The sequence below is a fragment of the Actinomadura parmotrematis genome (assembly GCF_019458805.1).
Taxonomy (GTDB): Bacteria; Actinomycetota; Actinomycetes; order Streptosporangiales; family Streptosporangiaceae; genus Spirillospora; species Spirillospora parmotrematis.
Window position 1 is genome coordinate 220,742 of sequence record NZ_JAIBOA010000006.1, and the last position, 18,688, is coordinate 239,429.

Consider the following 18,688-nt stretch of genomic DNA (forward strand, 5'->3'; position numbering starts at 1 on the left):
CCTTTCGGTGCGGAAGTTATGTCCGCCCGACACACCCCGGCGAACTTCTGTGTTCCGCTCACAGAGTGCGCTCGCCTGACTACGCTTGTCACTGTTGCCCTGCAATTTGGAAAAACCGTCTCTCGAGCAGAGGGTGGATTCATGGTCAGGCCGTCCCCCGAACCGACCGAGTCGATCTACGCGCTCATGGCTTACGCGCTGCGGCTTTTCCGGGAAAAGCACGGCCTGACGCAGACCCAGGTCGGTGAGATCATGGGTTGCTCGGTCAGCCAAGTTTCCAAGCACGAAGCCGGAACCGCGCCCCTGGATGACCGGGACTGCCAACGCCTGGAAAACGCCTGGGATCTGGGAAAATTGTTCTCAGCCATGTCGCATTACGCCAAGCTGGGCGCGGATCCGGACTGGTACAGGCGTCTGCTGCACTTCCATCGCACAGCGACGCAACATCGGATCTTCCAGAACAACCTCATTCCCATCCCTTGCCAGACCGAGGCGTACGCACGATGCCTGCTGGAGGCGGGGTGGGCGGCGGGCCACGTCGAAGACGTGGACGCGGCGGTGGAACGGCGCATGGAGCACCAGCGAAAGATCCTCGCCAATGATCCTCAAATCTGGCTCGTGCTGGACCAGCCCGCTTTGCGGACCATGGGAAGCCGCGACATCATGGCCGAGCAGCTCGACCGGCTCTTGGAGCTCATGACGCCGCCGACCTCCTTCTCCTTCCGCATGATTCCGGACGCCAGTGCGCCTCACATCGGAGTCGACGGGTCCTTCTCGGTGTTCGAGCTGCCCAGCCGGATGCTGGTGGGCTTCGCCGGTACAGTCTTCGAGATCGGCCGCGTCATTGAAGATCAGTCCGAAGCCGCCGCTGTTTTCCTGCGGTTCGAGCGGCTCGCCGCGCGTGCCTGGTCGGAGGACCAGAGCCGGGATTTCATCGTGCAGATGAGAGGAAGCCTGTGACCGAGATCGAGTGGCGAAAGAGCACCCGCAGCGAGGGCGGCAGCGGCGGAACCTGCGTCGAACTGGCCGTCCTTCACGACGCCGTGGGCGTCCGCGACAGCACGTCCCCCCAGTCCGGTCACCTGTCCCTCGGCCGCGAGACGCTGACGACCCTCCTCACCCACATCAAGTCCGGCACCCTCGACCTCTGACCGCATCTCCCCGCCGACGACGCCCGAACCCTGCCACGCCCATGACCACCTGGTCGCCGAAAGTTGAGATGCGGCGTGTTGGGCATTTTGAAGATCGAAAGTGCCCAACACGCCGCATCTCAACTTTGGATGACCAGCCGGTCATGGCGGGGCGGGCGCGGAGTCGGTCGACTCCTTGTCGACCGAGCCGGGCGGTTGGCGGGGTTCCAGCGGTTCGATCACATCGACGCGAGGGCATGGTCGGAGGAGTGGAGCCTCGATCATCTCCTCGCCGTCAGGGGGAAGCTGTGATCGTAATCGAACTGCGTAGGAGCAGCTTTGGAGATGCTGACGCGGGCGGCGGCGGAGCCTGCGCGGAACTTGCCGTTCTGCACGATGTCGTATGGCGAAAGAGCAGCTTTAGTGGCGATGACGCGGGCGGTGGCGGCACGTGTGTGGAACCTGCCGACCTGTGCGGCGTCGCATGGCGCAAGAGCGCCCGCAGCGAGGGCGGCACCGGCGGAACGTGCGTCAAGTTGGCCGTCCTGCACGACGTCGTGGGCGTGCGCGACAGTACGTCCCCGCAGTCAGGCCATCTGACCATCGGCCGCGAGACGCTGACGGCCCTGCTCGACCGCATCAAGTCCGGCGTCCTCGACCTCTGACCGGCTCTACTCGCTGGCGGCGCAGGACTCCGGACGTTCCGCCCCATCGCCCATGACCACCTGGTCGCCGAAAGTTGAGATGCGGCGTGTTGGGCACTTTGAAGATCGAAAGTGGCCAACACGCCGCATCTCAACCGAGGGTGACCAGGCGGTCATGACGGGCGGGCCGGGCGGGATCGGCCGAGCCGGCTCGGGCGGGTGGGGCGTGCGGTGGTGGGCTGGGCTGTGAACGGGGGTCGTCCGGGGTTGAGCTGCGGCGTGTTGGGCTCTGGGGAGATCGAAAGTGGCCGGCACGCCGCAGCTCAACGTCCGTGGGCGGTCAGGGGCGGCGCTGTGCGAGGGCGTTGCGGACGCGGCGGACGACGTGGCGCGGGTGTCGGAAGAGGGCGTCCGCGTCGACGCGGATGACGATCCAGCCGGCGTCGATGAGCCGGGCGTCCCGCTCGATGTCGTAGGCGTACTGCTGCGGATCCTGCTGGTGGTGCCGCCCCTCGTACTGGATCGCGATCTTGAGGGCCGGGTAGGACAGGTCGGGGCGGGCCAGCCAGACGCCCCAGCCGTTGAGGACGTCCTCGTTGACCATGGGCCGGGGCAGTCCGTGGTCGGTCAGCAGGATCCGCAGCCGGGTCTCCGGCGGCGAGTCGGCCCGCGCGTCGAGGAGCGGCAGCGCGTCGCGGGCGCGCTGCACGCCGCGCCGGCGGTGGCTCCCGGCGAGGAAGGCCGCGATGGTCTCGCGCTCGGCGAGGCCGCGGCGCAGGATCTCGTCGCCGGCGACCAGTAGGTCCAGGCGCGGCAGCGTCGCGGCCAGTTCGAGGAACAGCCGGGCGGGACCGACGAGCCTGCGCCCCTCGTGCACCGTGATCTGGTCGGCGGGGATCGTGTAGCGGTGCACGCGCGGATCCTTGCTGCGGGGGAACGTCGCCGCGCTGGACGGCACGGCAACGTGAGTGCGCATGTCCCGCTCCGGAACCGTGAGACCGTACAGCCGCGCCGCCGTCAGTCCGCAGAAGGCGGCTTCGGGCGGGAGCAGGAGCGAGGCGGCGTCCGCCCGCAGGTGCACGGAGTCCGGCGTGCGGGCGGCGACGTACACGTCGTGGAAGACGCGGCGGAACGCGCGACTCCTCAACTGCCTGTACGTCAGGCCGGACGCGGAGGCGTTCGCCGAGCGGAAAGGGGCCGGCTTCGGCAGGGGGGCCGGGATGTCCATGGCGGGATAGCTGCACTTCGAGCCGTCGATCCATGCGTACCGTGACCGTATCGCTACTGTGCCGTTCCGCTTCCGTGAGTCACGGCTCCCCATAGGGGTGGAAAGCGAAGGTCATGCGCCGGGGCGGCGGGCGTCGACCTCTATCTCGATCTTCATGCGGGGGTCGGCGAGGCCGCAGACGAGCATCGTGGCGGCCGGGCGGACGTCGCCGAAGCGGCGGCGCAGGACCGGCCAGCAGGGCTCGAAGTCCGCGCGGTCGGGCAGCAGGTAGCGCACCCGCACGACGTCGGCGAAGGCGCATCCCGCCTCGGCCAGCGCGGCCCCGATGTTCCGGAGGCACTGCTCGGCCTGCTCCACGACGTCGTCGGGGATCGTCATGGTGGTGTAGTCGAAGCCGGTCGTCCCGGACACGTGCACCCGGTCGCCGTCCACCACGGCGCGGGCGTAGCCGATCTGCTCCTCGAAGGTCGAACCGCTGAGGATCGCGCGTCGTTCCGTCATGCGCCGAACGTTAGGGGGTCGGGGTGGACGCGCCGGCGGCGGGCGGGTCCCGGGCGCGTCAGGACCAGACGGGGCCGTCCTCGGTCCAGGTGACGCCCTTGTTGCGGCAGAGGCAGAAGGGGTGGCCGATCGGGTCGGTGAAGACGCGCCAGCCGTAGCCCTCGGGGTTGATGAAGTCCTGCCGCAGCGTCGCGCCGAGGTCGATGACGCGGCGCTGCTCGGCGTCGATGTCGTCCACCTCGAAGTCCAGGTGGAACTGCTTGGGGTGCTCGGCGTCGGGCCACTGCGGGGCGCGGTAGTCGTCCACCCGGATGAAGGCCAGCTCGATCTCGCCGAACTGGACGCCGGCCCAGTCCGCGTCGCTGCTCTCCTTGACGGGGCGGCCCGTCACGGCGGCGTAGAAGGCCGCCAGCTTCATCGTGTCCGGGGCGTCGATGATGAAGTCGGTGAGTCGCAGCATCCCGCGATCCTGCCACAGCGCGCGGGCGCCGGCGGACGCCCGCGTGCCCCTATCGGGGTCCCGCCTCGAACGCTCGGGCGATGGCGTCCGGGCGCAGTGGGGAGAGGGTGGTGACGCCGTCGGACGGCCTCGGTTCGCGCATCCGGCGATTCTCGGCGCCGGCGGATAGCCGCCGGGTGTCAATCGGGGGTTGACGCTCGGCGGGTGTCAATCTACGGTTGACACATGAGTCCACTCAACATCAGCCTCGCCGACCTGATCGCCCGCCTCGACGCGGAGCTCCCCGAGGCGAGCGACCTCGACCGCATCGCCGAGGCGCAGCTCAGGAACCGGACCCTCATCGACCTCGGCGACCAGCTCGTCGACCACTACGTCAACAAGGCCAAGCGGGCCGGCGCGTCCTGGAACGACATCGGCGGCGCCATCGGGGTGACCCGGCAGGCCGCCCAGCAGCGCCACGCGCCCGCCCCGTTCGCGCGGTTCACCGACCGGAACCGGCACGTCATCGTGCTCGCGCAGGAGGCCGCCCGGACGCACAAGCACGACTCCATCGGCACCGAGCACATCCTGCTCGGCCTGCTCGGCGAGCCGCAGGGCCTCGCCTACGAGCTGCTCGTGGCGCGGGCCGGGACGGAGCAGGCCGTCCGCGCCGCGATCGAGGAGGCGCTGCCGCCGGCGGGGAAGAAGGCGCCGCGGGGGCACATCCCGTTCCGGTCGGAGGGTAAGGAGGTCATCGAGCAGGCGTCCGGCGCGGCGGCCGACCTCGGCCACGACCGGGTCGACACCGAGCACACGCTGCTCGGCCTGATCCGCGTCGAGGAGTGCGCGACCGCGCGGATCCTGCGCGACCTCGGCTTCACGCCGGACGGCCTGCGCGAGGCGGTCGAGGGCGCCGCGCGCGACGAGTGACGCCGGAGCTTTAATTCGTTGACGAATAACTCGTCAGCGAACTATGCTGCGGCCGGTGGCCCCCGCCCCCCGGAGGAGGAGCGCCATGCCCGACTCCCTGTCCCCGCGCCAGGTCTTCCTGGAGCTCGTGCACGGCGTCTGCGACGAACGCTGGGAGGACGTGCTCGACCTCTACGCCGAGCAGACCCACGTGGACCACCCGTTCCATCCCGAGGGCACGCCCCCCATGCGGTCCCTGGCGGAGCTGCGCGCGCACTTCGGCGCCGGCGGCGGGAGCGGGCGCACCCTGCGCCGCCGGCCGGCGGGGATCACCGTCCACGAGACCGCGGACCCCGAGGTCATCGTGGCCGAGTTCCGGTACGAGGGGGTCGTGGTGGAGACCGGCGCGCCGTTCGCCATCCCGGCGATCTTCGTGCTGCGGGTCCGGAACGGGAAGATCGTCGAGTCCCGCGACTACCTGGACCACCTGCGCTCCGCCGCGGCCCGCGGCCACCTCGGCGAGGTCCTCGCCGCCGTCGGGCGGCACCACGCCCCCTGACGGGCGGCGCCTAGCGGACGGCGAAGCCGGCGATCTGTGTCCGGACGGGAACGAAAGTAGAGCGGAACGGGAACTCGGTGATGTCCACCGAGGCGAACCCGGCCGCGCGGATGGCGGCCGCGGTGTCCCGGTCGGTGCGGCAGCCCTCGAAGGCCCACCGCCACGGCCGCCGGACGAGCCGCTGGACGCGCCGGACGGCGCCGGGCGGCGCGGCGACGTGCTCGATGAAGGCGAACCGGCCGCCCGGCCGCAGGATCCGGTGGACCTCGCGGAGCACCCCGTCGAGGTCGCCGACGGTGCAGAGCACCCACGTGCACAGCACGGTGTCCACACTCGCGTCGGGCAGGTCGATCGCCTCGCCCGGGACCGGGTGGACGGTCAGGTGGACGCCGCGGGCGGCGGCCGCGCGCTCCAGCCGCCGGTGGAAGTGGGGGTTCGGCTCGATGGCGTGCACGGTCGTGCCGGGCGGCAGGTAGCGCAGGTTGGGGCCGTTGCCGGCGCCGATCTCGGCGACGACGCCGCCCGCGCCGTCGAGGATCCGCCGCTTGTGGGCGGCGAGCTTCCGGTCGATGTAGCCGCCCATGAGCGCGAAGAACGCCGAGTTCAGGCGCCCGCGCACCGGGTTCGGGCGCGGCGCCCGCGGTGGCGTCGCGCGCGTGCTGGTGTCGGTCATGGCCGCTCCTTCGGTCCGCGGTTCATCCCCGCAGGATGCGACGGCGCGCGGCGTCCTGTCAGGCGGGGAACTACCCCAGTCCGCTACCTCACCGGTCGCGCCGGGCCCACCAGGCGGCGACCTGGGCGCGGGAGCGGACGCCGAGCCGCTGCCGGATCCGCTCGACGTGGCCCTCGGCGGAGCGCTCCTCGATGCCGAGGCGCCCGGCGATCTCGCGGTTGCTCAGCCCGTCCGCGACCAGCGCCGCGACCTGGAGCTGCCGGGGCGTGAGGACGTCGCCGGCCGGCGGGGGCACCGGCTCGCCGAGGTGCTCCAGGACGGCGCGGACGACCGGCGCCGCGTCCCCCGCCCACGGGAAGTGGCTGCGGCCCGGGAGCGTCACCAGCCGCGCGCCGGGGATCCGCGCCGCCAGGTCGCGGCCGAGCCGGCAGGGGATCGCCCGGTCGTCGCGCCGGTGCAGGACGAGCGTCGGCGCGGCCACGGCGTCCAGCAGGTCCGCCACGCTCGCCTCGTAGCACTGCTCCAGCAGCTCGCAGGCGAACTCGGCGGTGGACGCGTCCCGCTGGAACCGCGCGAAGTCGCGCTTGGCGCCGGTATCGGCGTCGGCCATGAAGATGTCGGCCAGCACGTCCGAGCCCAGCCCCCAGTGCGCGCGCACCATGCCGAGCACGGCCGCCCTGACCTGCGGGGACGCGACGCGGCGGCCGTCGGCGTAGCCGCCGTAGACGGCGAGGCGCCCGACGCGCTCGGGACGCCGCGCGGCGAAGGCCAGCGACACCGCCGCGGCCGTCGAGACGCCCAGCAGGTCGAACCGCTCCTGCCGCAGATGGTCCGCGACCGCCTCCAGCGCGCGCACGCCGGCGTCCACGGTCTGGCGCGACGGCGACGGGTCGGACAGCCCGCAGCCGGGCTTGTCGTACAGGACGACCGTGCGGCGCGCGGCGAGCGGGACGAGGAACGCGCGGACGGCCGGGTCCTGCCAGAGCAGCTCCAGGTGGCTGATCCAGGCGGGCGGAAGGATCAGCAGGGGGCCGGTGCCGACGGCGCCGTAGGCGATCCGCGTCCCGTCCCCGGCGGGGCAGAAACGGATCTCGAAGCGCGGCCCCTGCCCGCCGTCCATCGCCCACGCCCCCTGCCGCCCTTGGAACCGACCCTCCTAACGTCGCACATCCCGTGGCCGGGCGGTTCGCGCTGTTAGCGTTGCTTCCCGGTGATCTGAGAGGGGACGCATGCTTTCGACCGGGTTCGATTTCGGGGGCGGCCTGAACGTGCGGCGGCTCGGGTTCGGGGCCATGCGCCTGCCGACGGAGCCCGGCCCGGCCAGGGAGGGCGCGATCGCGGTGGCGAGGCGGGCCGTCGAGCTGGGCGTCACCCTGATCGACACCGCCTTCCTGTACCGCTGGGGCGCCAACGAGGAACTCCTCGCCGAGGCGCTGCACCCCTACCCGGACGGGCTGCTGGTCACCACCAAGGTCGGCGTCGTGCGGACGGACGGCCCGCAGGGCTGGCGGCACGACGGGCGGCCGGACTCGCTGCGCGAGCAGGTCGAGGGGGCGCTCCGCCGGCTGCGCGCCGAGCGGATCGAGCTGCTCCAGCTGCACCGGATCGATCCGGGCACGCCGCTGGAGGACCAGGTGGGGGCGCTGCGCGACCTGCGGGACGAGGGCAAGATCGGCCGGATCGGGCTGTCGGAGGTGACCGCCGGCGAGCTCGACCGGGCCCGCCGGGTCACCGCGATCGCGAGCGTGCAGAACCGCTACAACCTGTTCGACCGCGCGTACGAGCCCGTGCTCGCGGCCTGCGAGGCGGCGGGCGTCGCGTTCCTGCCGTGGCGGCCCGTCGTCGCCGGGGAGGCGGGCGCGACGGCCGAGGTCGCCGCCGTGGCGGCCGAGCTCGGCGCCACGCCCACGCAGGTCGCGCTCGCCTGGCTCCTCGGCCGCTCGCCGGTCGTCCTGCCGATCCCGGGGACCGCCCGGATCGCGCACCTGGAGGAGAACCTCGCCGCCGAGCGGTTCCGCCTGTCCGCGGACCAGCGGGCCCGCCTCGACCGCCTGGCCGAGGCGGCGTAGCGCGCGCTGGACGTTCTCACCTTCCGGTGACGTTGGGGGCGGGCGGCGGGCGGGTACGGGCGCGGGACGCGGCGAAGTGTCACCTATGACCCCTTTGGCGCCGCTGGAGGAACGATGTCGATCGTCGACCGCGTCCGGCTGGCCCTCCGCCCGAAGCGCGGGCCCCGCACCGGCACGGCGGGGCGGACGGCCCGCCGCGGCGCGGGCGCCGGCGCCCGCACCGGGGGCCGGGCCGAGTCCGGGCTGCGCCGCTTCCTGAACCGCCTCACCGGCCGCCGCCGCCGGCCGCCGCGCTAGCCGTTCCAGACTTTGCGGATCTCGGGGGCGGCGGCCGCGGCCTGGGCGAGGCCCGCCGCGTAGGCGGGGCGCCAGAGGGACGGGCTGAGGAAGTCCAGGCCGAACACCTCCACCGACGCCGCGTCCGGCGCGACCGCCGCGACCTCGGCGGAGCCGAGCGCGGCGAGCTCGCGCTCCAGGCCGGTGCGCGGCATGAGGTGGGCGAGCGGCTCCAGGACGACGACGCGGTCCGCGCCCGCCGCGAGGTCGGCGTTCGTCGCGGACCGGACGCCGCCGTCCACGTAGCGGCGGCCGGCGATCTCCTGCGGGGGGAAGACGCACGGCACGCAGCAGCTCGCCATGACGGCCTGCGGCAGCGTCGCGGCGCCGTCGCGGTCCCAGACGGTGAACGCGCCGTCCGCCGCGTCCACCGCGGTGATCTTCAGGGCGCGGTCCGGCCACGCGGGGGACGCCAGCGTCTCGCCGAGCTCGGCGAGACGGGGCGCGAGCGCCGCGGTGCCGGGGGCGCTCAGCGCGAGCTCGCCGACGCGGCGCCGCGCCTCGCGCGGCTCGATCGAGGCGTCGAAGAGGATCGCGAAGGCGTTCATCACCGCGGTCATGTCGGCGGCGGCGCGCTCGGGCGGCGCGGCCGCGTCCCGCTCGGCGACGCGGTCCACGGCGGCGGTGAGGTCGGCGCCCTGCGCGAGGTGGGCGCCGACGACCGAGCCCGCGGACGTCCCGACGATCAGGTCGGCGGCGGCGAGGTCGGCGCCGGCCTCGCGCAGGCCGACGACCAGGCCCGCCTCCCAGGCGATCCCGGCGACCCCGCCGCCGCCGAGCACCAGTGCGCGTCCGCTCATGCCGTCCCCTCCCGGAGGTCTGTGCATCGTGCAGCCATCGACGCACATTCGACCACCTCCGCCCGGGAAGCGGAACCCCGGGACCGGCGAGACCGCCGATACCGGACGGTTCCCGGTTACATAGGGTGTGCGGCATGAAGGGCGACTACTTGTACTGGGAGACCGTCCCGACGCGCTGGAAGGACAACGACGTCTACGGGCACGTCAACAACGTCGTGCACTACGCGCTGATGGACACCGTGATCAACGAGTGGATGATCCGGACGGCCGGCTTCGACCCGCTGGGCGGCGACGCGATCGCCATGTGCGTGGAGTCGCACTGCGTCTACAAGGCCGAGGTCTCCTTCCCCGACACGATCGAGGTCGGGCTGCGGGTCGGCAAGCTCGGCCGGTCCAGCGTCCGCTGGGAGATCGGCATGGTCCGCTCGGACGGCACCCTCGTCGCCGAGGGCCACTTCGTGCACGTGTTCGTGGGCCGCGACACCCGGCGCCCGGTGGAGATCACCGGCGCGGTCCGGGACGCGATGCAGAAGCTGGTGACCGCCTGATGCGCACCCGGTCCGCCGTCCTCGTCGAGGCGGGGCGCCCCGCCCCCTACGCCGCCTCGCGCCCGATCGAGGTGACCGAGCTGGAGCTGGACCCGCCGGGGCCGGGCGAGCTGCTCGTCCGCATCGGCGCGGCCGGGCTCTGCCACTCCGACCTGTCGGTGATCAACGGTTCGCGGGTGCGGCCGCTGCCGATGGCGCTCGGCCACGAGGCGGCCGGCGAGGTCGTGGAGACCGGCGCGGGCACCGAGTTCGCCCCCGGCGACCGCGTCGTGCTCGCGTTCGTCCCGGCCTGCGGGAGCTGCGAGCGCTGCACCGGCGGGCGGCCCGCGCTCTGCACGCCCGGCGCGCAGGCCAACGGCGCGGGGACGCTGCTCGGCGGCGGCCGCCGCTTCACCGCCGCCGACGGCACCCGCCCGCACCACCACCTCGGCGTCTCCGCCTTCTCCGAGTACACGGTGGTGTCGGCCCGCTCCGCCGTGAAGATCGACGCGGAGCTGCCGCTCGACATCGCCGCGCTGTTCGGCTGCGCCGTCCTCACCGGCGCGGGCGCCGCCCTCTACAGCGCGCGGGTCGAGCCGGGCGACAGCGTCGCGGTGTTCGGGCTCGGCGGCGTCGGCCTCGCCGCGCTGCTCGCCGCGAAGGCCGCGGGCGCGGCCGAGCTGATCGCGGTGGACGTCGTCGCGCACAAGCGCGACCTCGCCCGCACGCTCGGCGCCACCCGGACCGTCGAGGGCGGGCCGGACGCCGTCGAAGCCGTCCGCGACCTGACCGGCGGCGGCGCGGAGAAGGTCATCGACACGACCGGCGTCGTCGGTGTGCTGGAGCAGTCCTACGCCGCGACGCGGCCGGGCGGCACCACCGTCACCGTCGGCCTGCCCGCCCCCGGCGAGCCGCTGACCCTCCCGGCGCTCAGCCTGGTCGCCGAGGAGCGGACGCTGCGCGGCAGCTACCTCGGGTCCAGCGTGCCGCGCCGCGACATCCCCCGCTTCATCGCGATGTACCGGGCGGGCGTCCTGCCGGTGGACGCGCTGCTGTCGGGGCGGCTGCCGCTGGACGACGTCAACGCGGGCTTCGACCTGCTGCACACCGGCGAGGCCGTCCGGCAGGTCGTCACCTTCTGACGGCGGCCGGCCGGCACGGGCCCAAGCCAACGGGCCTACCCGATCTCGGGCGGCCCTCCCGCGCCTGGCCACATCCCGCCACAGGAGGCTTCCCGCCGCGCGGCGGGGTACAAGGTCGGCACGCGGGACTCCCGCCAGGGCGTCATCCCCCCCGACGCCGTTACGGGAGCCCGCCGATGGGCCGCGGCCCTAGGGCCGCCCCCGCGCCTCGCGGGGGCGGCCCGTCGCCGCGTCCGGGCTCAGGGCGCGGAGTGGCGGCCGGTGCCGTTGGGGAGGGTGCCGTCCTCGGCGGTGCCGTGGTGCGGCGAGGGCGTCCGCTGGAGCTGGACCTGCGTCTCGCTGTCGGTGAACCCGACCGACCGGTAGATGCGGATCGCCGCGTACCCGGGATCGGCGACGATCACCAGGGTGCGCGCCGCCATCCGCTCCAGCGCGTACCGGCCCGCCAGGTGGACGAGCGTCCCGGCGAGGCCCTGGTTGCGGTGCTCGGGGTGGGTGTCGACGCTCTGGTAGCGGACGGTGCCCGACCCGTCGCCGAAGACGCCGAGGCCCGACACCATCCGGCCGCCCTGGAACGCGCCGAACCAGGCGCCGTGGCCGCGGTCCTGGAGCCGCCGCATCGCGGTCAGGTGCCGTTCGGCGAACTCCCGGTAGCCGGGGATGCCCGCGTCCGCGTGGGTGGCGACCCGCAGCTCCAGCGCGGCCCGCCAGTCCGCGTCGCCGGCCAGGACGCGGAACTCGGCGTCCTCGTTCGGGCGCGGCGGCGGCCGCACCGCGCTCGCCGTCATGACGGTGTTGCGGTCGATGTCGAGCCCGGCCCCCGCCAGCTCCCCGGTGTGCCCGGCGAGGCCCGCGACGCCGTCGATGCCGATCGCGACGTGGGCGGCGTCCGGGAACGCCCGGCGGAACACCTCCACCCAGCCGGCCACCGTCCCGGGCGCGGGCGGCCCGGCGAGCAGGAGGAAGTTGCCCCAGTAGAAGCCGGGGTTGCCGGGCGTGCGGACGGCGAGATGGCCGTCGCGCTGCTCGACGGTGCTGCCCTGGAGCCCGAGCAACATGAGGTCGCTTCGGAACCCCAGCGACAGAACGGTCATGAGGGAACCGTAGGAGCGCCGATCGCGGCGCACCAACCCGACCCGTGCGGAAGAGGCGGAAGTCATACCCCGGGACGGTGGACGCGCGGCAGGGGACGTGCCGGTCCGCGTCCGGGAAAGATCGGCACGGCGGCTGGGAGGGGCGGGGCGGCGGCCCTAGCATGGCGGCCCGTGGAGAACACCGCCGAAACCCGGACCCCGCCCGCCCCCGACGTCGTCGGCCGCCCCTGCCAGATGTGCGGCAGCCCCGTGAAGGACGCCGCCCAGGTCGGCGACGACCTCCTGGCCCTCTCCCCTTGCGGCTGCGTGGTCTGACCCCGGCGTCGCGCTTCCGGCCGAAAGCGCGACGGAGGACATAAGATAGAGCTTATGTTGACCCGATGGGCTGGGACATCATTCTTCTCGAACCGGTGGAGAGCTGGTTCCTCGACCTGTGCGAGTCCGACGTGGGCACCGCGGCCTTGATCGAGCAGGCCGTCGACCGGCTGGCCATGGTCGGCCCTGCGCTGGGACGGCCGCTCGTCGACACGCTGGAGCACAGCGGGCTGCGCAATCTCAAGGAACTGCGGCCCGGCAGCCGGGGGCGAACGGAGATCCGCATGCTCTTCGTCTTCGATCCCGACCGTGCGGCTATCTTTCTCGTAGCCGGGGACAAAGCGGGGCAGTGGTCCCGCTGGTACGACGAAGCCATCCCACTGGCCGAAGCCCGGTACGCCGAGTACCGGGCCGCGCAGGACAAGGAGGCCGGACGATGAGCGCCGGACGCCGCTGGCAGGACGTCAAGGCCGAGGCCCGCCGCCGCAATCCCGAGCTGGGGGCGCCCGAGCGGCAGGCGCAGGCGCGTGCCGAGCTGGACGCCTACGTGGCCGGGCATCACCTGAAGGAGCTCCGCAAGGCCGTCGGAAAGACGCAGGCCGAGGTCGCCCAGATTCTCGGGGTCACCCAGGCCCGCGTGTCGCAGATCGAGAACGGCGACCCCGCCGCGATGGAACTGGAGACGCTCCGCGCCTACGCCAGGGCCCTCGGCGGGCACGTCGACGTCACCGTCAGCGTCGGGCCCCACTCGATCCAGGTCGCCTAGCGCGGCGCGGGGCGGCGCCGTGAGCGGCGCCACTCCGGTTCGCGCGGCGTGCCGGGGGCGGCGCCGCGTAACCTCGGACGGGACAGAAACCGAACATTGCTCGGTATTCGTCGCGCGTGAGGAGCACTGACCCGATGACGACCCCTTCCGTCCGGCGCCCCGGCCCGGCCTCGTCCCGCACCACGCCGCCCGAGGGGGCGGCGGCGCCGGTCGCGACCGGCCCGGACCCGCGGCACACCACCGAGCGGATGATGGACTTCCAGGGCTGCTTCGGCTGCGGCGCCGACGCGGCGGACGGGCTGCGCGTCGCGCACCGCGACGTCACCGGGCACGAGGTGCGCACCGAGTTCACCGTCCGGGAGGCGCACCAGGGCGCTCCCGGCCTCGCCCACGGCGGGCTGCTCGCCACCGCGATGGACGAGACGCTCGGCTCGGTCGCCTGGCACCTCGGCAAGCGCTGCGTCACCGGGCGGCTGGAGACCGACTACCTCGCGCCCGTCCCCGTCGGCGGCGTGCTGCACCTGCGCGGCTGGTGCACCGGCGTGCACGGCCGCAAGGTCTACGTCGAGGGCGAGGGCCGCATCGGCGGGCCGGACGGGCCGGTCGCGATCCGCGCCGCCGGGCTGTTCGTCGAGGTCCCCGAGGAGCACTTCACCAGGGACCGGACGGCGGAGGCGCGCCCCGCCGCCGCCGGCGCGGAGGGTTGACCCGAACGTCGTTCGGCTTCTAGGTTCGTCGGGCGCCGCCCGGCGCGCCGCCGGAAGGAGCCGCGATGCCGACGCGCGCCACCGCCGCCGTCCTCCGCGACGCGGACGGCCCCTACGCGATCGAGCCGCTCGACCTCGCCGACCCCGGGCCCGGCGAGCTGGTCGTCCGCATCGCGGGCGCCGGGTTCTGCCACACCGACCTGCTCGGCCGCGCGCCCGGCGGCCGCGTCCCGAAGCCCGTCGTGCTCGGCCACGAGGGCGCCGGCACCGTCGAGGCGGCCGGGCCGGGCGTCGCGATCGCGCCGGGGACGCCGGTGGTGCTGTCGTTCGACTCCTGCGGCGCGTGCGCGGACTGCCGCGACGCCCGCCCCGGCGCCTGCGCGCAGATGGCCGCCCGCAACATGTTCGCGATGCCGCTGGACGGCGAGCCGCGCCTCACCGACGCGTCCGGCGGCGCCGTCCACAACCGCTGGTTCGGGCAGTCGTCGTTCGCCACGCACGCCCTCGCGACCGTCGCGAACACCGTGCCCGTCGACGACGACCTGCCGCTGGAGCTGCTCGGCCCGCTCGGCTGCGGCATGCAGACGGGCGCGGGCTCGGTGCTGATCTCGCTCGGCGTGCGGGCCGGGGACGGCATCGCCGTCTTCGGGGCGGGCGCGGTCGGCCTCGCCGCCGTGATGGCCGCGCACCTGGCGGGCGCCACCCGCATCGCCGCCGTCGACCTCAACCCGGCGCGCCTCGACCTCGCCCGCGGCCTCGGCGCGACGCACGCCCTGAACGGCGCCGACCCCGACCTGCTGCGGCAGCTCAAGGCGATCACCGGGGGAGCGGGGTTCGAGCACGCGCTCGACACGACGGCCGTCCCCGAGGTCGTCGCGACCGCCGTCGCCGCGCTCCGCACCACCGGCACCTGCGGGCTCGTCGGCGTCGGCGCCCGCCCCTACACCCTGGACCCGGGCCTCATGCTGTCGGGCCGCACGGTCCGCGGCATCATCGAGGGCGACGCCGTCCCGCAGCGGTTCATCCCGAAGCTGATCGAGCTGTGGCGGCAGGGCCGGTTCCCCTTCGACCGGCTCGTCGCGACCTACCCGCTCGCCGACATCGGCCGGGCCGAGGCGGACGCGCTGGCGGGCGAGGTCGTCAAGCCCGTGCTGATCCCCTAGCCCGGGGCCGGACGGCGAGCGCCGCGCCGACGAGGCCCGCGCTGACCGCCGACCGGAGGACGTCGCCCGGCGCGGCGCCGGCGAACATCGCCGTCCGCTCGGTGGACAGACCGGCGGGGACCGCCCTGCGCTCGCACACCCTGAGCCCCGCCCTCCCCCCGAGCACGGACCGCGCGATAATGGCGCGATGCCCAGACTCGTCCCGCCCTCGACGGATGTGCACGCCTCGTTCCTGGCCGCCATGGCCGAGTTCCGCGCCGAAGGCCGGGGCGCCCCCGACGACGCCTCGGCCATCGGCCGCGACCTGCGCGCCCACGGCGACGCCTGGCGCGACCCCGCCGTCTTCGCCCGCCACGTCGCGGCGCTGCGCGCGGACGCGCTGCCGGAGACGCCGCGCCCCGAGGGGTTCGTTCCCAGCACGACGCTCTGGTACGTCGAGGGGGAGGAGTTCCTCGGGCGGCTCGACATCCGGCACGAGCTGAACGACTGGCTGCTGGAGCGGGGCGGCCACATCGGCTACGACGTCCGCCCGGCCGCCCGGCGGCGCGGCCACGCGACGGCGATGCTGCGCGCCGCCCTGCCGGTCGCGGCGTCCCTCGGCATCGACCGCGCCCTCGTGACCTGCGACGTCGGCAACGAGCCGTCCCGGCGCGTCATCCAGGCGTGCGGCGGCGTCTACGAGGACACCCGCAAGGGCAAGCTGCGCCACTGGATCCCGACGGCCGGCTGAGGACGCGGCGAGTCCGCTCCGCGGTCGCGGGGCCCGCCCTGCCTAGCCCTCAGCGGGGGAGCGGAACACCGCCCTCCGGACGGATCGGGCGGCGGCGACGGCCGCCCGCTGGGCCAGGTAGCCGAGCAGCAGCGCGGCGGCGCCGCCGACCGCGTCCAGCACGTAGTGGTTGGCGGTGGCGATGATGACCAGCAGCGTCGCCACCGGGTAGAGCCCCCCGAGGACGCGCACCCACACCGGCCGGGCGTACCGGATCAGCACCAGGCCCGCCCACAGCGACCAGCCGAAGTGCATCGACGGCATCGCCGCGAAGTGGTTGGAGACGCTGGCGAGCTCGCCGTCGGAGAACGAGCCCCACGTCCCGTGCGCGACGACGGTGTCGACGTAGCCGGGCAGCAGCCGCGGCGGCGCGAGCGGGAACCGCCAGAAACCGAGCAGGGCGAGCAGCGTCGTGGCGAACAGCGTGCGCCGCGCGGGCCGGTACTCGCCGGGGCGCCGCAGGTAGAGCCAGCCGAGGACGCCGAGCGTCCCGGCGATCCACATGATCGAGTAGAAGTAGTCGGCGGTGACGACGAGCCACGGCACGCCGTCGGTGTACCGGTTGACCCGCCGCTCGACCGCGATCCCGAGCCGCTCCTCCAGCTCCAGGACGCGCCGCGCGTTCGCGAACGCCGTCCCGGCGTGCCCGGTGATGCCGTTCTGGATCATCGAGTAGAGCACGTAGCCGACGCCGATCAGCAGGGCCTCCCCCAGGAGTCCCGGTCGCCCCTTCGACGCCCCGCCGCCCATGCCGCCCTCCCCGTAGACCCGTGCGGGTCAACGCTAGGAAGGCGGCCCGCCCCGGCGGCCCCCGCGCACGCTTCCGGCCACTCCTTGACCCACGCATGCCGATTCCTGACCGCCGGGGCGGATCAGCGGACGCGATGGAGGAGCGGGGCGCCCGCCGCGAGGCGGCGGCAGTTCTCGGCGGCGACCTCGAAGTAGCGCGCCCACGTCTCGTGGGTCAGCCAGGACGCGTGCGGCATCGTCACCACGTTGTCCAGTGCGAACAGCGGGTTCGACGCCGCCGCCGGCTCCCGCTCGAACACGTCCAGGCCCGCGCCCGCCAGGCGCCCCGACGCCAGCGCCGCGACGAGCGCCGCCTCGTCCACGACCGCGCCGCGCGCGGTGTTCACCACGATCGCGCCCTCGGGCAGCAGCGCCAGCCGCCGCGCGTCGAGCAGGTGGTGCGTCTCGGCGGTCAGCGGGACGTGCACCGACAGGACGTCGCTCTCCCGCAGCAGGCCGTCCAGCGGCCGCCAGGACGGGTCGGACGGCCGCGGCGTCCGCGTCGTGAACAGGGCCCGCGCCCCGACCGCCTCCACCATGCCGCGCAGCAGCGTCGCGATCCGCCCGCCGCCGAGCAGCCCCACCGTCCGGCCGCCGAGCTCGCCGCCGGTGAGCGACGGCGGCGCCGGCCAGCCGCGCCCGGCCCGCGTCAGCGCGTCGAAGGCGCGGACCCGGCGGAGCGCCGCCAGCGCCAGCAGCAGCGCCGTCTCCGCGACGGCCTGCGCGTTCGCGCCCGGCATGTTCGCGACCGCGATGCCGCGCTCGGCGGCCGCGTCCAGGTCGATGGTGTTGACGCCGGTGCCGAGCTTCTGGACGAGCCGCAGCTTCGGCGCCCGGTCGAAATCGGCGGCGCCGAGCGGGCGGAGCACGTGCCAGATCACCTCGGCGTCCGGCAGCAGCGACGCGAACCGCTCGTCGTCCTGCTCCGGGCAGCTCGCCACGTCAAGCCCGGGACCCGCGTAGTCCATGGCGTAGTGCAGCAGGACGCGCATCGGCCTTCCTCTCCCCTTGGGCCGTTCACGATCGGTGAACCGGGTGCGGCCGGGCCCGGTCCCGCCCGTTATCTTGCCGATCAGAGGGTGCGGACGCGGAACCGGGAGGACGCCCATGACCGGATGGTGGCCGGAAGTGCCGATCGTGCAGGCCCCGATGGCGGGCGGGCCGGGCGGTCCCGCGCTGGCGGCGGCCGTCGCGGGGGCGGGCGGCCTCGGCTTCCTCGCGGGCGGCAACAAGACCGCCGCCGCGCTGCGCGCCGAGATCGACGACCTGCGGTCCCGCACCGCCGGCCCCTTCGGCGTCAACCTGTTCCTGCCGTCCGCCGACGCGCCCGACGGCGCGGCCCTCGCCCGCTACCGCGACCTGCTCGCCGCCGACGCCGCCCGCCTCGGCGCCGAGCCCGGCGGCCCCGGCCCCCGCGACGACGGCTACGGCGCCAAGGTCGCCGACCTCCTCCGCGACCCGCCGCCCGTCGTGTCCTTCACCTTCGGCAACCCCGCCCCCGACGTCGTCCGGGCGTTCCAGGAGCGCGGGACCGGCGTCGTCGTCACCGTGACCAGCGCCGACGAGGCGCGGGAGGCGGGCGGCGCCGACGCGCTCTGCGTCCAGGGCGCCGAGGCGGGCGGCCACCAGGGGTCGTTCCGCAACCACGACGGGCCGCGCCTGCCGGTCCGCGACCTGCTGCGCGCCGTGCGGGACGTCACCGACCGGCCGCTCATCGCGGCGGGCGGCATCGCGGACGCGGGCGCCGTCGCCGAGCTGCTCGGGCTGGGCGCGGCCGCCGTCCAGATCGGCACGGCGCTCCTGCGCAGCCCCGAGAGCGGCGCCACCGCCGTCCACAAGGCCGCGCTCGCCGACCCCGCCTTCACCGCGACCGCCCTGACCAGGGCTTTCTCCGGGCGCCCGGCGCGCGGCCTGGTCAACCGTTTCCTCACCGAGCACGACGCGGACGCCCCCGCCCTCTACCCGGACGTCCACTACCTGACGGCGCCGCTCCGCCGCGCCGCCGCGAACCGGGGCGACGCGGGCGGCGTCAACCTGTGGGCGGGCGAGGGCTGGCGCGCGGCCCGCGACGCGCCCGCCGCGCAGATCGTCGCCGACCTGGCGCGCGGCGCCCGCTAGATTCCGTTCG

At 74.4% G+C, this 18,688-nt stretch carries 25 protein-coding genes; 16 read left to right on the forward strand and 9 right to left on the reverse strand.

Going from position 1 to position 18,688, the window contains the following annotated elements; translation table 11 throughout:
- The first annotated feature begins 141 nt into the window (after positions 1-141).
- The 3 genes from K1Y72_RS11795 to K1Y72_RS11805 all read left to right on the forward strand — a co-directional run bounded on the left by K1Y72_RS11795 (position 142) and on the right by K1Y72_RS11805 (position 1,795).
- A complete protein-coding gene (locus K1Y72_RS11795; protein ID WP_220165985.1) occupies positions 142-960 on the forward strand; it encodes a helix-turn-helix domain-containing protein in 819 nt (272 codons plus the stop codon).
- A complete protein-coding gene (locus tag K1Y72_RS11800; RefSeq protein ID WP_220165987.1) occupies positions 957-1,151 on the forward strand; it encodes a DUF397 domain-containing protein in 195 nt (64 codons plus the stop codon). The genes K1Y72_RS11795 and K1Y72_RS11800 overlap by 4 nt, the downstream gene beginning before the upstream one ends.
- 287 nt (positions 1,152-1,438) lie before the next feature.
- Complete coding sequence (locus K1Y72_RS11805) at positions 1,439-1,795, forward strand: DUF397 domain-containing protein (RefSeq protein WP_308287022.1); 357 nt, start codon at positions 1,439-1,441, stop codon at positions 1,793-1,795.
- 319 nt (positions 1,796-2,114) lie between these two features.
- Here the strand turns inward: K1Y72_RS11805 and K1Y72_RS11810 are convergent, their stop codons facing one another.
- From K1Y72_RS11810 to K1Y72_RS11820, 3 genes are all read right to left on the reverse strand, one after another.
- Positions 2,115-2,921, reverse strand: a complete 807-nt coding sequence (locus K1Y72_RS11810; RefSeq protein ID WP_220165991.1) for a type IV toxin-antitoxin system AbiEi family antitoxin — start codon at positions 2,919-2,921, stop codon at positions 2,115-2,117.
- 192 nt (positions 2,922-3,113) lie between these two features.
- The gene (locus K1Y72_RS11815) at positions 3,114-3,503 is read right to left on the reverse strand and encodes a RidA family protein (RefSeq protein ID WP_220165993.1); all 390 of its coding nucleotides are present in this window, start codon (positions 3,501-3,503) and stop codon (positions 3,114-3,116) included.
- A 58-nt stretch (positions 3,504-3,561) separates the two neighbouring features.
- Positions 3,562-3,963 carry a VOC family protein gene (locus tag K1Y72_RS11820; protein ID WP_220165995.1) on the reverse strand — a complete coding sequence of 134 codons (402 nt, stop codon included), beginning with the start codon at positions 3,961-3,963 and terminating at the stop codon, positions 3,562-3,564.
- 225 nt (positions 3,964-4,188) lie between these two features.
- Between K1Y72_RS11820 and K1Y72_RS11825 the strand changes: the two genes are divergently transcribed.
- Both K1Y72_RS11825 and K1Y72_RS11830 read left to right on the forward strand, forming a co-directional pair.
- Positions 4,189-4,872 carry a Clp protease N-terminal domain-containing protein gene (locus K1Y72_RS11825; RefSeq protein WP_220165997.1) on the forward strand — a complete coding sequence of 228 codons (684 nt, stop codon included), beginning with the start codon at positions 4,189-4,191 and terminating at the stop codon, positions 4,870-4,872.
- An 85-nt stretch (positions 4,873-4,957) separates the two neighbouring features.
- Positions 4,958-5,410 carry a nuclear transport factor 2 family protein gene (locus K1Y72_RS11830; protein WP_220165999.1) on the forward strand — a complete coding sequence of 151 codons (453 nt, stop codon included), beginning with the start codon at positions 4,958-4,960 and terminating at the stop codon, positions 5,408-5,410.
- Between the two features lie 10 nt (positions 5,411-5,420).
- On the opposite strand, the gene K1Y72_RS11835 is transcribed toward K1Y72_RS11830, so the two are convergent.
- Together K1Y72_RS11835 and K1Y72_RS11840 are read right to left on the reverse strand one after the other, a co-directional pair.
- The gene (locus K1Y72_RS11835; RefSeq protein ID WP_220166001.1) at positions 5,421-6,083 is read right to left on the reverse strand and encodes a class I SAM-dependent methyltransferase; all 663 of its coding nucleotides are present in this window, start codon (positions 6,081-6,083) and stop codon (positions 5,421-5,423) included.
- 88 nt (positions 6,084-6,171) lie between these two features.
- A complete protein-coding gene (locus K1Y72_RS11840; protein WP_220166003.1) occupies positions 6,172-7,203 on the reverse strand; it encodes an alpha/beta fold hydrolase in 1,032 nt (343 codons plus the stop codon).
- Between the two features lie 109 nt (positions 7,204-7,312).
- On the opposite strand from K1Y72_RS11840, the gene K1Y72_RS11845 reads away from it, so the two are divergent.
- Both K1Y72_RS11845 and K1Y72_RS11850 read left to right on the forward strand, forming a co-directional pair.
- Positions 7,313-8,152, forward strand: coding sequence for an aldo/keto reductase (locus K1Y72_RS11845; RefSeq protein WP_220166005.1), 840 nt, complete (start codon positions 7,313-7,315; stop codon positions 8,150-8,152).
- A 114-nt stretch (positions 8,153-8,266) separates the two neighbouring features.
- A complete protein-coding gene (locus K1Y72_RS11850; protein WP_220166007.1) occupies positions 8,267-8,449 on the forward strand; it encodes a hypothetical protein in 183 nt (60 codons plus the stop codon).
- On the opposite strand, the gene K1Y72_RS11855 is transcribed toward K1Y72_RS11850, so the two are convergent.
- Complete coding sequence (locus tag K1Y72_RS11855; protein ID WP_220166009.1) at positions 8,446-9,288, reverse strand: patatin-like phospholipase family protein; 843 nt, start codon at positions 9,286-9,288, stop codon at positions 8,446-8,448. The genes K1Y72_RS11850 and K1Y72_RS11855 overlap by 4 nt on opposite strands.
- Positions 9,289-9,422: 134 nt before the next feature.
- On the opposite strand from K1Y72_RS11855, the gene K1Y72_RS11860 reads away from it, so the two are divergent.
- Entirely contained in the window at positions 9,423-9,836 is a 414-nt protein-coding gene (locus K1Y72_RS11860; protein ID WP_220166011.1) for an acyl-CoA thioesterase, read from the forward strand.
- Positions 9,836-10,957, forward strand: coding sequence for a zinc-binding dehydrogenase (locus K1Y72_RS11865; RefSeq protein ID WP_258572288.1), 1,122 nt, complete (start codon positions 9,836-9,838; stop codon positions 10,955-10,957). Before K1Y72_RS11860 ends, K1Y72_RS11865 begins: the two co-directional genes overlap by 1 nt.
- A gap of 239 nt (positions 10,958-11,196) precedes the next feature.
- On the opposite strand, the gene K1Y72_RS11870 is transcribed toward K1Y72_RS11865, so the two are convergent.
- Positions 11,197-12,051 (reverse strand): GNAT family N-acetyltransferase, encoded by an 855-nt coding sequence (locus K1Y72_RS11870; RefSeq protein ID WP_220166013.1) that lies wholly within the window; start codon positions 12,049-12,051, stop codon positions 11,197-11,199.
- Positions 12,052-12,222: 171 nt separating this feature from the next.
- Here K1Y72_RS11870 and K1Y72_RS11875 point away from each other — a divergent pair, with 171 nt between their 5' ends.
- The 6 genes from K1Y72_RS11875 to K1Y72_RS11900 all read left to right on the forward strand — a co-directional run bounded on the left by K1Y72_RS11875 (position 12,223) and on the right by K1Y72_RS11900 (position 15,732).
- On the forward strand, positions 12,223-12,366 hold the full coding sequence (locus K1Y72_RS11875) for a hypothetical protein (protein WP_220166016.1): 144 nt from the start codon (positions 12,223-12,225) through the stop codon (positions 12,364-12,366).
- A 65-nt stretch (positions 12,367-12,431) separates the two neighbouring features.
- Positions 12,432-12,806 carry a type II toxin-antitoxin system RelE/ParE family toxin gene (locus K1Y72_RS11880; protein WP_220166018.1) on the forward strand — a complete coding sequence of 125 codons (375 nt, stop codon included), beginning with the start codon at positions 12,432-12,434 and terminating at the stop codon, positions 12,804-12,806.
- Positions 12,803-13,132: a helix-turn-helix transcriptional regulator gene (locus K1Y72_RS11885; RefSeq protein WP_220166020.1), complete on the forward strand. Its 330-nt coding sequence runs from the start codon at positions 12,803-12,805 to the stop codon at positions 13,130-13,132. Before K1Y72_RS11880 ends, K1Y72_RS11885 begins: the two co-directional genes overlap by 4 nt.
- 134 nt (positions 13,133-13,266) lie before the next feature.
- Complete coding sequence (locus tag K1Y72_RS11890) at positions 13,267-13,839, forward strand: PaaI family thioesterase (protein ID WP_220166022.1); 573 nt, start codon at positions 13,267-13,269, stop codon at positions 13,837-13,839.
- A 65-nt stretch (positions 13,840-13,904) separates the two neighbouring features.
- Positions 13,905-15,002: an NAD(P)-dependent alcohol dehydrogenase gene (locus K1Y72_RS11895; RefSeq protein WP_220166024.1), complete on the forward strand. Its 1,098-nt coding sequence runs from the start codon at positions 13,905-13,907 to the stop codon at positions 15,000-15,002.
- Positions 15,003-15,189: 187 nt separating this feature from the next.
- The gene (locus K1Y72_RS11900) at positions 15,190-15,732 is read left to right on the forward strand and encodes a GNAT family N-acetyltransferase (protein WP_220166026.1); all 543 of its coding nucleotides are present in this window, start codon (positions 15,190-15,192) and stop codon (positions 15,730-15,732) included.
- Between the two features lie 42 nt (positions 15,733-15,774).
- On the opposite strand, the gene K1Y72_RS11905 is transcribed toward K1Y72_RS11900, so the two are convergent.
- Positions 15,775-16,521: a phosphatase PAP2 family protein gene (locus K1Y72_RS11905; RefSeq protein ID WP_220166028.1), complete on the reverse strand. Its 747-nt coding sequence runs from the start codon at positions 16,519-16,521 to the stop codon at positions 15,775-15,777.
- 122 nt (positions 16,522-16,643) lie between these two features.
- Entirely contained in the window at positions 16,644-17,552 is a 909-nt protein-coding gene (locus K1Y72_RS11910; RefSeq protein WP_220166030.1) for an NAD(P)-dependent oxidoreductase, read from the reverse strand.
- Between the two features lie 115 nt (positions 17,553-17,667).
- Here K1Y72_RS11910 and K1Y72_RS11915 point away from each other — a divergent pair, with 115 nt between their 5' ends.
- Positions 17,668-18,678 (forward strand): nitronate monooxygenase, encoded by a 1,011-nt coding sequence (locus K1Y72_RS11915; RefSeq protein WP_220166032.1) that lies wholly within the window; start codon positions 17,668-17,670, stop codon positions 18,676-18,678.
- Positions 18,679-18,688: the final 10 nt, after the last annotated feature.

Coding starts and splice junctions, on each gene's coding strand:
- K1Y72_RS11795 (WP_220165985.1), top strand. CDS start 142: ATGGTCAGGCCGTCCCCCGAACCGACCGAGTCGATCTACGCGCTCATG.
- K1Y72_RS11815 (WP_220165993.1), bottom strand. CDS start 3,503: ATGACGGAACGACGCGCGATCCTCAGCGGTTCGACCTTCGAGGAGCAG.
- K1Y72_RS11820 (WP_220165995.1), bottom strand. CDS start 3,963: ATGCTGCGACTCACCGACTTCATCATCGACGCCCCGGACACGATGAAG.
- K1Y72_RS11825 (WP_220165997.1), top strand. CDS start 4,189: ATGAGTCCACTCAACATCAGCCTCGCCGACCTGATCGCCCGCCTCGAC.
- K1Y72_RS11830 (WP_220165999.1), top strand. CDS start 4,958: ATGCCCGACTCCCTGTCCCCGCGCCAGGTCTTCCTGGAGCTCGTGCAC.
- K1Y72_RS11835 (WP_220166001.1), bottom strand. CDS start 6,083: ATGACCGACACCAGCACGCGCGCGACGCCACCGCGGGCGCCGCGCCCG.
- K1Y72_RS11840 (WP_220166003.1), bottom strand. CDS start 7,203: ATGGACGGCGGGCAGGGGCCGCGCTTCGAGATCCGTTTCTGCCCCGCC.
- K1Y72_RS11845 (WP_220166005.1), top strand. CDS start 7,313: ATGCTTTCGACCGGGTTCGATTTCGGGGGCGGCCTGAACGTGCGGCGG.
- K1Y72_RS11850 (WP_220166007.1), top strand. CDS start 8,267: ATGTCGATCGTCGACCGCGTCCGGCTGGCCCTCCGCCCGAAGCGCGGG.
- K1Y72_RS11855 (WP_220166009.1), bottom strand. CDS start 9,288: ATGAGCGGACGCGCACTGGTGCTCGGCGGCGGCGGGGTCGCCGGGATC.
- K1Y72_RS11860 (WP_220166011.1), top strand. CDS start 9,423: ATGAAGGGCGACTACTTGTACTGGGAGACCGTCCCGACGCGCTGGAAG.
- K1Y72_RS11865 (WP_258572288.1), top strand. CDS start 9,836: ATGCGCACCCGGTCCGCCGTCCTCGTCGAGGCGGGGCGCCCCGCCCCC.
- K1Y72_RS11870 (WP_220166013.1), bottom strand. CDS start 12,051: ATGACCGTTCTGTCGCTGGGGTTCCGAAGCGACCTCATGTTGCTCGGG.
- K1Y72_RS11880 (WP_220166018.1), top strand. CDS start 12,432: ATGGGCTGGGACATCATTCTTCTCGAACCGGTGGAGAGCTGGTTCCTC.
- K1Y72_RS11885 (WP_220166020.1), top strand. CDS start 12,803: ATGAGCGCCGGACGCCGCTGGCAGGACGTCAAGGCCGAGGCCCGCCGC.
- K1Y72_RS11890 (WP_220166022.1), top strand. CDS start 13,267: ATGACGACCCCTTCCGTCCGGCGCCCCGGCCCGGCCTCGTCCCGCACC.
- K1Y72_RS11895 (WP_220166024.1), top strand. CDS start 13,905: ATGCCGACGCGCGCCACCGCCGCCGTCCTCCGCGACGCGGACGGCCCC.
- K1Y72_RS11900 (WP_220166026.1), top strand. CDS start 15,190: ATGCCCAGACTCGTCCCGCCCTCGACGGATGTGCACGCCTCGTTCCTG.
- K1Y72_RS11905 (WP_220166028.1), bottom strand. CDS start 16,521: ATGGGCGGCGGGGCGTCGAAGGGGCGACCGGGACTCCTGGGGGAGGCC.
- K1Y72_RS11910 (WP_220166030.1), bottom strand. CDS start 17,552: ATGCGCGTCCTGCTGCACTACGCCATGGACTACGCGGGTCCCGGGCTT.
- K1Y72_RS11915 (WP_220166032.1), top strand. CDS start 17,668: ATGACCGGATGGTGGCCGGAAGTGCCGATCGTGCAGGCCCCGATGGCG.